This is a genomic window from Micromonospora sp. DT201, assembly GCF_049841575.1.
In the GTDB taxonomy this organism is placed as follows: Bacteria; Actinomycetota; Actinomycetes; order Mycobacteriales; family Micromonosporaceae; genus Micromonospora.
Genome location: NZ_JBNCKP010000009.1, coordinates 171,242 through 184,977, shown reverse-complemented (window position 1 = coordinate 184,977; position 13,736 = coordinate 171,242). Strand labels below are relative to the sequence as shown.

Annotated in this window: 9 protein-coding genes and 1 riboswitch; of the genes, 6 read left to right on the top strand and 3 right to left on the bottom strand. The window is 69.4% G+C overall.

What is annotated here, in order from left to right; genetic code table 11:
• Nucleotides 1–160: 160 nt before the first annotated feature.
• The gene (locus ACLQ28_RS17560; protein WP_425687343.1) at nucleotides 161–1,039 is read right to left on the bottom strand and encodes an amidohydrolase family protein; all 879 of its coding nucleotides are present in this window, start codon (nucleotides 1,037–1,039) and stop codon (nucleotides 161–163) included.
• Nucleotides 1,040–1,271: 232 nt separating this feature from the next.
• Nucleotides 1,272–1,424, top strand: a riboswitch (cobalamin riboswitch).
• 33 nt (nucleotides 1,425–1,457) lie between these two features.
• On the opposite strand from ACLQ28_RS17560, the gene ACLQ28_RS17555 reads away from it, so the two are divergent.
• Genes ACLQ28_RS17555 through ACLQ28_RS17545 form a run of 3 tightly spaced genes read left to right on the top strand, consistent with a single transcriptional unit; the run spans nucleotide 1,458 to nucleotide 3,018 of the window.
• Nucleotides 1,458–1,661, top strand: coding sequence for a CbtB domain-containing protein (locus ACLQ28_RS17555; protein WP_425687342.1), 204 nt, complete (start codon nucleotides 1,458–1,460; stop codon nucleotides 1,659–1,661).
• Nucleotides 1,652–2,425, top strand: coding sequence for a CbtA family protein (locus tag ACLQ28_RS17550; RefSeq protein WP_425687341.1), 774 nt, complete (start codon nucleotides 1,652–1,654; stop codon nucleotides 2,423–2,425). The genes ACLQ28_RS17555 and ACLQ28_RS17550 overlap by 10 nt, the downstream gene beginning before the upstream one ends.
• Nucleotides 2,422–3,018, top strand: coding sequence for a histidine phosphatase family protein (locus tag ACLQ28_RS17545; RefSeq protein ID WP_425687340.1), 597 nt, complete (start codon nucleotides 2,422–2,424; stop codon nucleotides 3,016–3,018). Before ACLQ28_RS17550 ends, ACLQ28_RS17545 begins: the two co-directional genes overlap by 4 nt.
• Before the next feature lie 15 nt (nucleotides 3,019–3,033).
• Here ACLQ28_RS17545 and ACLQ28_RS17540 read toward each other — a convergent pair whose 3' ends face one another.
• The gene (locus ACLQ28_RS17540) at nucleotides 3,034–3,693 is read right to left on the bottom strand and encodes a phosphotransferase (protein ID WP_425687339.1); all 660 of its coding nucleotides are present in this window, start codon (nucleotides 3,691–3,693) and stop codon (nucleotides 3,034–3,036) included.
• Nucleotides 3,694–3,787: 94 nt separating this feature from the next.
• Nucleotides 3,788–9,394 (bottom strand): GH92 family glycosyl hydrolase, encoded by a 5,607-nt coding sequence (locus ACLQ28_RS17535; RefSeq protein WP_425687338.1) that lies wholly within the window; start codon nucleotides 9,392–9,394, stop codon nucleotides 3,788–3,790.
• A gap of 692 nt (nucleotides 9,395–10,086) precedes the next feature.
• Here ACLQ28_RS17535 and ACLQ28_RS17530 point away from each other — a divergent pair.
• The 3 genes from ACLQ28_RS17530 to ACLQ28_RS17520 all read left to right on the top strand — a co-directional run bounded on the left by ACLQ28_RS17530 (nucleotide 10,087) and on the right by ACLQ28_RS17520 (nucleotide 13,676).
• Complete coding sequence (locus ACLQ28_RS17530; RefSeq protein WP_425687337.1) at nucleotides 10,087–11,115, top strand: polysaccharide deacetylase family protein; 1,029 nt, start codon at nucleotides 10,087–10,089, stop codon at nucleotides 11,113–11,115.
• Between the two features lie 94 nt (nucleotides 11,116–11,209).
• On the top strand, nucleotides 11,210–12,148 hold the full coding sequence (locus ACLQ28_RS17525; protein ID WP_425687336.1) for an acetamidase/formamidase family protein: 939 nt from the start codon (nucleotides 11,210–11,212) through the stop codon (nucleotides 12,146–12,148).
• A 109-nt stretch (nucleotides 12,149–12,257) separates the two neighbouring features.
• A complete protein-coding gene (locus ACLQ28_RS17520) occupies nucleotides 12,258–13,676 on the top strand; it encodes a PQQ-binding-like beta-propeller repeat protein (RefSeq protein WP_425687335.1) in 1,419 nt (472 codons plus the stop codon).
• The last annotated feature ends 60 nt before the right edge of the window (nucleotides 13,677–13,736 follow it).

Genomic DNA, 13,736 nt, shown 5'->3' with positions numbered 1-13,736 from the left:
TCGACACATGTTGCCAAGGTCTTTCGGGCATGTTTTGTGATCGAGATCCGAACCATCCATGAGGGCCATACGTCTGATCAAACGGGCGCAACCTTCAGCCGATCGGCAGGCCCAGGCGCGGGAGGGCTTCCGACCCGTCAGGCCGCGCGCCCCCGCGGCGTCACGACGCCTTCAACTGGTACGCCCCACGGGCGGTCTCTCGCCAGATCGCCGCACGCTCGTCGTCGCGGAGCGGGTCCAGCAGGTCGGTGAGGGCGTCGACCCAGCGGGTGTACGAGGTGGCGAGCAGACACACCGGCCAGTCCGAGCCGAACATCAGCCGGTCCGGGCCGAACACGTCGAGCGCGTGCTCGACGGCGGGCCGCAGATCGGCCGTCGACCAGGACGGGCCGTCCACCTCGGTCACCAGGCCGGAGAGCTTCGCCGTGGTGTTGGGCTCGGCAGCGAGCGCACGCAGGTCACGGGGCCAGGTGCCGAGGCCTGCGTGCCCGAGCGACGGTTTGCCGAGGTGGTCCAGGACGAACCGCATCTGGGGCAGATCGCGGACGAGCCGAGTCGCCGCCGGCAGTTGGTGGTCGCGCACCAGCAGGTCGAAGGCGAGGCCGGCCGCGCCGACCGCGGCGATGCCCCGCCGGACGTCCGGGCGGTCGAGGTACGCCGGGTCAGGTTCGGATTGGACGAGGTGGCGGATCCCGACCAACCAGTCTCCGCCCCGTGCCGCCCGAAGTCGGTCGAGGCGAACGCCGACGTCGTCAGCGGTGAGGTCGACCCAGCCGACGACCCCGGCGATGAGGGGATCGTCGGCCGCGATGCCCAGCAACTCGGGCGTCTCCGTCCGGGAAGCGACGGACTGCACGACGACGGTCTGGGTGACGCCGGCAGCCTGGGCCGCCGGGGCGAGATCGAGAGGCGTGAAATCATCGTCGATCGCGGCCATGGTGTGCGGATCGATCCAGGGCTGCGGGTGCCGTGCCCGGACCCAGAGGTGATGGTGCGCGTCAACGATGTCCGGTCCCAGCGCCGGCTCGTTGGTCGTCATCGGACACGCCCTGGCACGCTCACGTACACCCCACACCCCGCCCACTCATTGGTCAGATGTCCGGGTCGGCCCGGTGTTTCAGACCCGACCCGGCAGATTGCCCATGTTAGCGGTAACAGGCCGCCCATGGGTCGCGGGATGTGTGCGTCAGCGCAATCAAGCATCGTATCTTTAACATCCAGCCTTGTCGATAGTATCCGCATCGCAGGTCCGGGCTTGCCGGGCTGGGTTGACCGCCTGAGGCGGCACCGATACCGTCGACCCACTATCTGCGGCGACGCGAGGGAAGCCGGTTTGAATCCGGCGCGGTCGCGCCACTGTAAGCGGTTTCCCAGCTCATTGGGCCCGCGAGCCAGGACACTCGGTCGTCCGCAGCCTTGCAATGGGGACGCGTCATCCCCGGGGAGGTTCGTGTTTCATGTCTAGTTCTACTTCCAGCCAGCCGATGGTGCGTCCCGCTGACACCACTCGTCTCTTGTGGATCGTCCTGGCGACCGTCGTTGCGCTCAGCCTGCTTGCCTACCTCGTCGCCTTCGATCAGGGGGCGGTCTCGCGCAGTGGCATGTACCTGCACGAGCTGATGCACGACGGTCGGCACCTGCTGGGCGTCCCGTGCCACTGACATCCACCACTGCTCCCCCGTTCGTCACCGTCCTCGTCCGTGGGCTGCTCGCCGGCCTGATCGCCGGCCTGATCGCGGGGACGTTCGCGTACGTCGCCGGCGAACCACAGGTCGAGGCGGCCATCGCCATCGAGGAAGCGGCGGCGGCGCATTCCGAGCCCGCAGCCGGTGGGCACGATCACGAGGACGCCCTGGTCAGCCGGACTGGTCAGCGCGGTGGTCTGTTCCTCGCCACCGGCCTGTTCGGCGCCGCGATGGGCGGCCTGCTGGCTACGGCGTACGTCCTGCTGTCCCGTCGACGTCGGACCTACGACGACGGCCGGTCGGGCCTGCTGCTGGCCGGCGCGGCACTGCTCGGCGCAGTGATCGTGCCGTTTTTGAAGTATCCGGCGAATCCCCCGGCCGTTGGCGACCCGGCCACCATCAACCAGCGCACCGTCACCTATCTGCTGATGGTGGTGCTCGGCCTGGTGGCGGTGTGGGCGGGCTCGCTGGGCTATCGGGCGGTCGGCAACGAGGCGCCGACGTGGCAGCGCGCCGCTGCGGCCGCCGCAGGGTTCCTGCTGGTCACCGTGGTGTCCTACGTGGTGATGCCGTCCTTCCAGGAGGTTCCGGCCGACTTCCCCGCAACTCTGCTGTGGGATTTCCGGCTCGCCTCTCTCGGCACCCAGGTGGTGCTCTGGACTGGGATCGGCCTGCTGTTCGCGGCGCTGATGCACCAGGACCGGCGTCGTCGGGCTGCCGCCGCGCTTCCGAGCACGTGACCCCCACCAGCCTCCGGCTGGTCGCCCACGGTCACACCACCGCCCTGCGGCGGGCCCGTTTCGGCGGGACGGACGACGGCTTGGACGAGGGCGGCCTGCGGGCCGCCCTCGCCCAGGCGCGCGTCGAGTCGGGCCGACGCGGGCATTTGTCCGTCGACGATGCGTGCCTGTCGAGTCCAGCGGCAGCGGCCACCCAGACCGCCTACGCCTTCGGTCTGCGGCCCACCATCGACGCCGCGTTGGCCGACTGTGACTACGGCGACTGGACCGGACGGTCGTTCGAGGAGATCGCCGTCGAACAGCCGCAGGCCTTGCACGAGTGGCTGTCCACGCCGGACTCCGCGCCTCATGGAGGCGAATCCGTCGCGGCGGTGCGGGACCGGGTGGGTCGCTGGCTGGACGGGCAGCGCGCGCGAGGCCAGCGAATCATCACGGTCACCCACCCGCTGGTGATCCGGGTCGCGATCGTCCACGCTCTCGACCTGCCGATCGCGACGTACCGGCAGGTCGACGTGGAGCCGTTGGCGGTGGTCCGGCTCACCAGCCAGGGCGCGCGGTGGCAGTTACGACTGACCGCACCGCGAGCAGGCTGAGCGGCTACCTGCGGGTCAGCCTGCGCGGGTGTGGACCAGGGCAGCCGCGCGGTCCAGGGCAGTTTTCTCGTCGACGGAGAGTGTGGGGTTGACCCGGCGCAGGCCCAGCGCGCTTCGCAGTTGGCTGGCACGCGGTGGCGTCGCCCGCTGTTGGAAGGCGTCGAGGCCCTCCCGGGCGAAGTCGGCGAGCTGCGCGTCCAGGCTGACCGCCACCTCGGCAAAGATCAGGGCGGTCATGGCAACGTCCAGGTCAGCCGGCCCCTCGGCGGCGTTGCGCCAATCGATCACCACAGGCCCGTGCGAGGTCAGCATGACGTTCTGCGGGTGCAGGTCCAGGTGCAGGACGCGGTCCGTCGGCTCGGCACTGAACCGAGCCGGCAGGCGGTGGAGGCGGTCGTGCAGGTCGACGAGCAGCTCGGCGGCAGCGCCGACGTCCATGTGGCCGGCGAGCAGCGCGTCCAGGAGAGTCTCGCCGTCGAGTCGTTCGAGCACCAGGTCAGGGCCGTCGACGGCGTACACGGCCGGGACCGGGTAACCGGCGGCGGCGACGTACGCCATCACCTCCGCCTCCGGGGCGGTGTCCCCGCCCTGGCGGTAGTGGCGCAGCACCCTCGACTCGTCGAGCGCGAAGACATCGGCGTCGCGCCCGGACGCGAGCAGTGCGAGATCGGCCACGGCAGCCGACGCTAACAGGCAATCATTTCCGCCCCCCGTGTTGGGCGGGCCGTGAGCACGGCCCGCCCAACACGGCTGCACTAGGGCAGCAGTTCTAGCCGGTTACGGTGAACGGTCGGGACACCTTCGTCGCCGACGTAGCACCGTTCAGCGTGACGCTGGTCGCGCCCGCCTTCGCCACGCCCGGGACGCTGACCGTCGCGCCGGAGATGACACCGTCACCATTCGTGCGCACGGTGCTGACCGCGAGACCGTTCCCGAAGGTGATCGTGACCGCCTCGTTCGGGGCGAACCCGGAACCGTCGATCGTGATCGTCCTGGCGCGCGGCCCCGAGGTGGTCGTCAGCGCCACCCTCGGCTGGTAGGTCGGCACCTCCGTTGGCGCGGTCACCTGGACGGTGGCCGTCGCCGGGATACGGGAGGACGCTCCCGTTGCGGTGACGGCGTACCGGCCAGGCTGCGCGTCACCGGACGTCGCGACCGAAGCCCGCACCGTGCCTGCCGCGGAAGCCTCGACCTTCGTGGTCCGTGCCGGGTTGGTGCCGACAGTGACGGTCACCTGCTCGCCGGCGGCGAACCCGCTGCCGTCGACGGTGATCGCCTCACCAGTGGTGACGGTGCTGGCGGCCGACAGTTCGATCGCCGGCTGGGACCTGCCACGTACCACGGTCACGGTGAACGCCCTGATGCTGCTCGACTGCGTGTCCCACGCGGTGACGCGCACCGTGTAGGTGCCCTCCCGCGCATAGGTGTGCTGCCCGCTCAGCGCACCGGACGCACCGATCGTCACGTCGTCCGGAGCAGTGCCGTCACCCCATTGGACGCGGGCGCGGTAGCCCGTCGTCCCGGGTACGCCGCCAGTCACCGAACCGAGGTCCGCCGCGAGGACCTGCCCGGCGTTCGCCGACTGGTCCTTCGGGGCGACGGTCGTCAGGGCGGGGGCCGGTGTGCCGTCGTTGGCGACGGCGAACACGTGGATCCGGCCTTCCGAGCGAGGATCGCCGGTCTGCGTCGGCAGGGTCACCGACACCAGCGTCTTGCCCGCCGGGATCTGGTACGGCGCGGTGGCGAACAGGAACGGCTGGGCACCGTCCCGGCTCGAGCCGTACAGGCGGTAGGACGTCTTGGCAACGACGATGTTGCCGTACGACGGGGTGCCGTCGGGGTTGCCGCCCAGCGTCCAGTCGCTCAGCTGGATCGGGATGCTGGCCGTGCTGCCGTCGCTGAACGTCGCCGTGCCGGTGGTGCTCTGGTTGCCCTGCGTTCCGGCGCCGACGAAGGAGATGCTCCGGGCGTCGTCCGGAAGGTCGAGAACGAGCGTCGCACCGTTGCCGGTGGCGTTGTCGGGCCGCCCGGCCGGGATCACCGGCAGCGTGAACTGCAGCGCGGTTCCCGGGACCTGCTGCCGCCCGCCCTGGGTCGCGCCGCCCGCCGCCAGGGCGGCCCGCGAGTAGGCCCACGACTTGGCGTCGCAGTCCGCCGCGAGGACCCCTTCGTCCCCGATGCAGACGGTGTCGAAAGCGGCGGTGAGGCCGGAGGTCGGGGCGTACCCCACCTCGACGCCGACCGTCGCGGAGCTCTGGCTTTCGCCGTCGGTCACCGTGACGTTCGCCTGGTGGTAGCCCGGCGTGGCGTAGGTGTGCGACCCACCGATGCGGTAGACGGCCCGTGAGCTCAGCGTCAGGGTGCCCTCGGTGACCGGCGTGCCGTCACCCCAGTCGATCGTGGCCTGGTAACCGGTGGCGGTGCCGCCGGTGACGGTGGCCAGCGGCACCGAGACCGGTACGCCGGACGTCGCGTGCACGCTGTCTGCGGCGGTCAGTGCGATGTCGCCTCCCCCGAGGTCGACGTCACCCCCGGCGAGCAACTCGATCTCGGCGAGGTTGGTCTGCGCGGCGCCGACGGTCTTCGTCACGGCGAGACGGAACTGCGCGAACCGCCCGGGCTTGTCGATCGTGTACGGGCGGGTCTGGTTGCGCCACGGGAACGCCTGGTCCTTGCGGGAGTCCACAGTGGTCCAGGTGATGCCGTCGTTGGAACCCTGCAACCTCCAGTCCGCCGGATCGCCGGCACTCGCCCCGGAGGTGACCGTGTAGTACGTCGGCTTCTGCTTTCCGGTTCGGAAGGCCCAGTTGATCTGCGGGGTCGCCGAGGTGAAGGTCAGCTGCGTGGTCGACGAGTCGTCGAACAGCTTCGACGCGTCCTGGCCGTCCGTCGCGGTCGCGGTGCCGAGACTGGGGCCGGTGGTGTCCTGCAACGGCTTCGGCACCTTGTCACCCTTGGTCAGCGACGGCGGCGCGTCGTTCTTGCCGCTGCCCCAGGACGACGGGTTGGGGCCCATCTGGAAGTCGATGGTGCCACCCTTGGCGAGCGCGGCCACATCCACCGACAGGCTGCGCTGCTTCTTGCCGTTGACCGACACGTCCTGCACGTAGACGTTGCGCGTGCTGTTGTTCGGCGCGTTGACGACGATGTCGCCGCTGGCGCGGTGCACGGTCATCTTGGTGAACTGCGGCGACCCGATGGCCCACCCGGTCGACCCGGCCTGCAGGGGGTAGATGCCCAGCGAGCTGAGGATGTACCAGGACGACATCTCGCCGTTGTCCTCATCGCCCAGGTAGCCCTGGCCGATCTCGCTGCCGACGTAGAGGCGGCGCAGGATCTCCCGTACCGTCGCCTGGGTCTTGGCCGGCGCGCCGGCGAAGTTGTACATGTACGGGATGTGGTGCGACGGCTGGTTGCTCATGCCGAGCTGACCCATCCGCACCGCACGCGCCTCGATCATCTCGTGGATGATGCCGCCGTACCCGCCGGGACGGTCGGCGTTCTCCGGGGTGGAGAAGAACGCGTCGAGCTTGTCCTGCAGTGCCTTCGGCCCGCCGTACAGGTTGGCGAGGCCCTGGCCGTCCTGCTGTGCGGTGAACGCGAAGTTCCACCCGTTGGTCTCGGTGTAGACGCCACCCCAGTCCAGCGGGTTACCGGCGAGGAAGTTGCCGGCCGCATCGCGCCCCTGGAAGAGCTTCGTCTTCGAGTCGAAGAGGTGGACGTAGTTCTGGGCACGCTCCAGGAAGTACCGCGACTCCTCCTTGAGCCGGGCACGCTCCGACTTCGGCGTGGCCGGGTCCTTGGCGAGGGCCGCACCCATGTTGCCGATGCCGTAGTCGTTGATGTAGCCCTCCAGCGCCCACGACACCGACTCCGCCGTGGACGTCGGCGTGTAGCCGAGGAACAGGGAGGTCTCGATGCCCTTGCGTCCGACCGCGCCGCGCCCGGACGCGACGGTCGCGTCCTTGACGGCCGCGTCGTACGCCGCGAGCGGGTCGGGCAGCTTGACCCCGGTGAGGTACGCCTGGGCCAGGGCCACGTTCGCGCTGGTGCCGGTCATCAGGTCGGCATAGCCGGGCGACGACCAACGGGCGATCCAGCCACCGTCGCGGTAGTGCTGGATGAACCCGTCGGAGATCTTGGCGGCGATGTCCGGGTACAGCAGCGAGTAGGCGGGCCACACGGTGCGGTAGGTGTCCCAGAAGCCGTTGTTGACGTAGATCTGCCCGTCGACGATCTTCGCGCCGGTGTGGGTGGGGGTCGATGTGCCGGCCGGCGCCGAGACCGGGCTGGCGTACTGCCAGCGCGGGGCGGCGGAGGTGCCGGTGTTCTCCGACTGCGAGTTCGGGTAGAGGTTCAGCCGGTACAGGTTCGAGTACATCGTGACCAACTGCGCCTCGGTGGCGCCCCGCACCTCGACCCGACCGAGACGGTCCTTCCAGGCGGCCGTGGCGGCAGCGTGGATCTGGTCGAAGCTCTTACCGGTGACCTCCAGGTCGAGGTTCCGGCGCGCCTGGTCGACGGAGAGGAACGACGTCGCGAGGCGCATCGTCACCTCCCGGTTCGCCGGGAGGGCGAAGGTGGCGGACGTCGCGGCGGAGGCGGTCGGTGCCCGGTCGAAAGCTCCGGACACGAACATGCGGCTACGACCGGCCGACAGGCCGCTGCCATTGTCGACCCAGCCGGTGAAGGTGCCGTCCGCGCCGATGGTGAACGTGCCGTTGTGGAAGACGAGGCTTCCCCTCGCCTGCCCCGACGGGAAGGTGAACCGCATGATCCCGGCGTGGTCGGTGGGCGACATCTCCGCGATCAGGCCATTCTGCAGCGTGACCCGGTAGAGGTCCGGCTGTGCCGTCTCGTCGTCGTGGCTGAAGGCGAGCGCACGGCTGGCGGGCGCACCGGTGAGGGGTCCGTCGCCGGCGACCGGCATGACCGACATCTGGTTGCGGTCACCCATCCACGGGCTGGGCTCGTGGGAGATCGCGAGGCCCTGCAGCATGGGCAGGTTGGCCTCGTTGTTGATCCGGTGGTACTCGTACTCCCACGAGGCGGAGGTCGCGTCGGTCACCGGGGTGAAGAAGTTGAAGCCGTTCGGCACCGACGTGATCGGCAGGTTGTTGCCGCGCGAGAGACCGGACGTCGAGTTGGTGCCGCGCCGGGTGTCGACGTAGTTGGTCAACGTCGATCCGTCGATCGATGGCGGTGCCGCGGTCAGCTCGATGTCGTCGATCCAGCCCTGGAACCGGGTTTCCTCGGTGGCCTGCGGGTTGTCGTACGCGAGCAGGATGCGGTCGATCGTCTTGCCGCGTGCGACGGTGCCGAGGTCGGCCTGCACCAGGTTCCACTGGTCGGCGTAGAGCACCTTCGAGGTGCCCTGGCCGGTGCCCGTCAGTGGGTAGCCGTGCTGGTCGACGGGTGAGCGTCCGCTGAGGTAGCTGCCGTCGGTGAAGTGCAGGTCGACGGCGGCGTAGGTGGACGGGTACCGGGAGTCCCCACTTGTGAACTCGGGGAAGAGCTTGTACGACAGGCGGGTCTTCGGACCGACCGGGATGTTGACGTCGAACAATTTGTTGGTCGCGTACGAGCGGCCGTCGCCATCGCCCCCACCCGCGTATCGCAACGCGGCCAGTCCGGTGAACCCGACGCCCGGCTTCGTGGTGTAGCCGCCGTTCGGGCCGGCGGTGGCTTCGCTGACCATCGGCGGGCGGACGTTCGAGCCGTCGCTGATGTTCCAGTCGGCGAGCTGCACGAGTGAGTCACCGGAGTTCGCGGTGATGTTCAGCCGGTAGTAGCCGTAGGCGCTCGTGTTGGTGAAGCTGTACGTCTTGGTGGTGAACCGGCCGCTGAACGTCTCGCCGGTGCGCTTGTCCAGGTCGGTCCACGTGCTGCCGTCGTTGGACCCCTGCACGACGAAGTCCTTGGGGTCCCGGGTCGGTTCGTCGTTGGCCGCGGTCAGCGAGTAGCGCACCACCGTCGCGGGTTTGGTGAGCTGGTAGGTCACCCAACCGCTCGGCTGGAACATGAGCCACTTGGTCGACGGGTCGGCGTCGGTGAGGTTCGCGGCGACCTCGTTCGGCGGGTGCTCGGCGCTCGCGGTCACGGTGCTGACCTGGCCGAGCAGGCTGCCGGGCAGTGTGTTGACCTGGCCGCTGAGGTTCGCCTGAACCGGCTTACCGTTCGCGCCGAGTTCCACAGTGCTCGTAGCGGGCTGCGGGTCGGCCGGCTCGAACGAGGAGCTGAAGTTGCCAGGCGTTGCCGTGGTGGGCGCGGCGTGGGCCAGGGGTGCGGCGACGAGCAGTCCCAGCGGTAGCAGGGCGGCTGTTGTCGCCGCGATCAGGCGGGGTGACAGGGAACGCGCATGGAGGGAATGCGACATGAAAGACGGGGCCTTTCGACTCGAACCGGTCGAGTACGTCGAAGGTCTGGGCATGGAAGACCGCAACTGTGGTGGTGCTGTCGGGCGTGTTGGGGGCTTAGGCCCTGACATCGTTGTCATTGGGTTCGTGAACAACGGAGGTCGGGGCAGTGGACTGTCGCTGATAGTTCCGGTCGGACTGCGGTCGTGTCAACGGGTTGATCACGACGAAACCGGCGCGCCTGCGCCAGCACGGGCGACGGCTACCGGGCCCCGACGCCGCTCAGCGACGTACGCCGAGGCCCGGCCGCTCATCAACAGGAGAGATTGGCTCCGGCTGGCGCACGTTCGCCAGGACGGCCGCGGCCTCCTGCCGCTGGACAGTGGCACCCGGTCGGATCAGACGTTCACCACGACTGCAGCTTCCGGTAGTTTTCCGGATCAAGCGACGGAACACGCCGATCGACTTGGCACCTGCCGGCCGCGCACCCGCAACCTGCCATGGCAGACGGCCCCGGCCACCATCCGGCTTCTTTCGGAAAGTTCCGGAAGTTGTTGACGCGTTGGAATTCTCGCTGTAATACTCCGATCCATCGAGGTCAATGCGATCGATGTCGTGACGGATTCGGTTTGGCCTCCCCACTCACCCACACCTGTCCGGACTGTGCTGCCCGCATACTCGGGCACATCCGGCCTGCGAGAAGGGGCACCAGATGAGCAGGCTCTCCCCCGGCACGGCTCTGCGGTCGAGGCCGTTGCGCGCGGCACTGGCCGTCCTCAGCACCGCCGTTGCGATGTGCGGCGTCGTCCTCGCGGCCAGCTCGACCCCGTCGAGCGCCGCCACCTGCAACGGTTACGTCGGCCTCACCTTCGATGACGGCCCGACCGGCAACACCAGCGCGCTCCTCAACGTCCTGCGCTCCAACGGCGTACGGGCCACGATGTTCAACGTCGGGCAGAACGTCCAGAACAACCGGTCGGCGGCACAGGCGCAGGTGGCCGCCGGCATGTGGGTCGCCAACCACAGCTGGAACCACGCCCACATGACCTCGATGAGCCAGGCGCAGATGCAGTCCGACCTGTCCCAGACCAGTTCGGCGATCCAGTCGGCCACCGGCGTCCGGCCACAGTTGTTCCGGCCGCCGTACGGGGAGACCAATTCCACCCTTCAGTCCGTCGCGTCCTCGCTCGGCATGCGCCAGGTGATCTGGGACGTGGACTCACAGGACTGGAACGGCGCGAGCGTCAGCCAGATCGTGTCCAACGCGAGCCGCCTCCAAGCGGGTCAGGTCATCCTCATGCACGACGGGATCCAGAACACCCGCGACGCCATCGGTCAGATCATGGCCAACCTCACGAGCCGTAACCTCTGCCCCGGCATGATCTCGCCGTCCACCGGCCGCGCGGTCGCGCCCGACGGCACGACCCCACCGCCCAGCACCGGCACCCCGCCCCCCGGCGGTGGTGGCAGCTGCACCGCGACGGCGACGACCCCGAACGTCTGGGGCGACCGGTACAACACGTCAGTGACGGTCAGCGGCGCCAGCACGTGGACCGTGGTGGTGGCCATCACCGCACCGCAACGGGTCTCCACCATCTGGAACGGCAACGCCACCTGGGACAGCAGCGGCACCATCATGACCATGCGGTCCAACGGCAGCGGCAACACCTTCGGCTTCACCACGATGACCAACGGCAACAGCAGCGCTCGTCCGCAGATCCGCTCCTGCACCGCAGGCTGACACCACTCGGACTGACTCGGTGTGCGGCGGGTGCCCGGCCCCCCGGGCGCCCGCCGCACCCGTCGCGGGGATCAGGTGCCACTAACCTGCGTTGATGCGACACACCCTCACACCTGGCGACGACACCCTGCACGGCCACTTCTCCCCCGACTTCGCGCCCGTGCTCACCATCGACCCCGGCGACACCGTCACCTACCGCACCCTGGACTGCTGGTGGTCGGCCGGCCCGTATCCCGGCGGGCACAACCGGGACCGGCCCCGGGCACCGCAGTACCAGACCGATCACGGGCACGCGCTGATCGGTCCGGTCGCGGTCCGCGGTGCTCGCGCTGGCCAGACCCTCGCGGTACGCATCGACGCGGTCGTCCCGGCGAGCTGGGGCACCACCGTCGCCGGCGGCTGGCCCAGCAGCTTCAACCAGCGGTACGGCGTCGAGCAGGAAGGCGTGGTGCATTCCTGGGAACTGGACCCGGTGACGATGACCGGCCGCAACCAGCATGGCCACACGGTCGCGCTCCGGCCCTTCATGGGTGTGCTCGGCATGCCGCCCGCCGAGCCGGGGCGTCATTCGACAATCCCTCCGCGCGCCTGCGGTGGCAACCTGGACTGCAAGGACCTCACCACTGGCAGCACCCTGCTGCTGCCGATCCCGGTCGACGGCGCGCTGTTCTCCGTCGGGGACGGGCACGCCGCACAGGGCGACGGCGAGGTGGGCGGCACCGCCATCGAGTGTCCGATGGACGAGGTGACGTTGACCTTCGACGTCCGCGACGACTTCCCGGTCACCGGGCCGGTGGCCCGCATCGCGGACGCCTGGCTGACCCAGGGCGTCGGCGCGTCCCTCGACGACGCCACGTTCATGGCTCTGGACTCGATGCTGACCCTGATGCAGCGCATGCACGGCCTCAGCCGACCGGACGCGGTAGCGCTGGCCAGCGTCGCGGTCGACGTACGGGTGACGCAGATCGTCAACCAGACCGTCGGCGCGCACGCAGTGCTCCGCGATGACGCGCTGCGCTGGCCGGGGCACTGAGGTGCCGACGCTCGGACGAGCCGATTCTGTCGGGGGTCGCCGTTAGCGTGTGGTCACTGTCGCCGCGCCGGCCACCTCGGGCCGGTCGCTGACCCCTCGGAGGCCCCTCATGTCCCAGGAGACGACCTACCTCGAACTGTCCGAAGTGGACGGTGCGCACAAGTTCTACGAGGTCATCGTCGACAACGCCACTCTGACCGTGCGCTTCGGCCGGATCGGCGACCAGGGGCAGGTCAAGGCGAGCGCCTATCCGGACAATGCCCGGGCCCGGGCAGCCGCGGCGAAGAAGATCGGGGAGAAGATCCGCAAGGGCTACGCTCCGGCGGTCGCGGGCGTACGCCAGAAGCGCACCGTCTCCCGACGGCAGATCGTCAGCACCCGCTCCACCGCCCGCACCGCACCGGTGCTCTGGCGCTACGACTCCGGTGCCCCCGCCTTCGGCATCTTCGTCGATGGGCGGCACTGCATGGTCGGCAACGAGCACGGAGTGATCACCGCGCTCGACCACGACGCCCAGGTGCGCAGCCAGGTCCGCCTCCCCGACGGGGTGAAGTGCATCGTCGCCGACGACGCGTGGATCTACGCCGGCTGCGATGACGGCAACGTCTACGACCTCTCCGGCAAGATCCCCCGGGTGGCATACGCGATCGCTCCGGAGATCGACATCTACTGGCTGGACATCCACGACGGTGTCCTGGGCGTCTCTGACGCCGACGGCGGGATCACCGCCGTCGACCATGAAGACGAGTTTCTGTGGCGTAGGCCCGGGCGAGGGCGCTCGGCCTGGATGGTGCGATGCGACAACGACGCGATCTACCACGGTCATTCGCAGGGGGTGACCGGCTACGAGTGGCGTACCGGCCGCGAACTGTGGCACACCAGGACCGGCTCGGTGCTCTTCGGCTGGCAGGAGCACGGCAGCGTGTTCGCCGGCACTGGCACCCGCGAGGTGGTGCGGCTGTCCAAGACCGGTGGGTTCGAGCGCAGCTATCTCTGCGACGCCCCGGTGTTCTCCTGCGCCACCGCCGAGGGCGGCCGGTACGTTTTCGCCGGTGACAGCCAGTCCTCGATCTACTGCTTCGATGCGGCCGGCACCCGCCTGTGGAAGCTCGGCACCGGCTGCGGCTCGGCGTACTCCATGCAGTACCACGACGACCGGCTCTACGTCGTCACCACCGGCGGCCAACTGGCCTGCATCGACGCGAGCGAGCCGGCGATCCGTGCGGCCCAGGCGGGGGATGTGCCCGAGGTGCGCGACGTCAAGGCTCCTCGTGAGGCACCGCGGCCCGTCGAGCCGACGATCGTCGAGGTCACCAGCGACTCGGGCGCAGGCGTGATCGTGCAATGCCTGAGCGATCGGGGGCGGCTGCGGGTTCAGGTGCTGTCCGACGGTTACCGACGGGACTGGTCGGTGCAGTTTCCCAAGGGCATCCGCGAGCCGGGCGCCCGTTACCTGGTCACCGAGGTCCGCGAGTCCAACCGTGGCGGGTTCTACCGGGCGTTCGGCGACATCCGCCGCCTGCGCTGAGCGGCCGATCGCATCCGCTGCCGAGGGGTCCCGGTCACGCACGCCCATGTCGTAGGGTGC

Excerpts from the sequence above, each read along its gene's own strand:
- ACLQ28_RS17560 (WP_425687343.1), bottom strand. The coding sequence starts at position 1,039 with ATGACGACCAACGAGCCGGCGCTGGGACCGGACATCGTTGACGCGCAC.
- ACLQ28_RS17555 (WP_425687342.1), top strand. The coding sequence starts at position 1,458 with ATGTCTAGTTCTACTTCCAGCCAGCCGATGGTGCGTCCCGCTGACACC.
- ACLQ28_RS17535 (WP_425687338.1), bottom strand. The coding sequence starts at position 9,394 with ATGTCGCATTCCCTCCATGCGCGTTCCCTGTCACCCCGCCTGATCGCG.
- ACLQ28_RS17530 (WP_425687337.1), top strand. The coding sequence starts at position 10,087 with ATGAGCAGGCTCTCCCCCGGCACGGCTCTGCGGTCGAGGCCGTTGCGC.
- ACLQ28_RS17525 (WP_425687336.1), top strand. The coding sequence starts at position 11,210 with ATGCGACACACCCTCACACCTGGCGACGACACCCTGCACGGCCACTTC.
- ACLQ28_RS17520 (WP_425687335.1), top strand. The coding sequence starts at position 12,258 with ATGTCCCAGGAGACGACCTACCTCGAACTGTCCGAAGTGGACGGTGCG.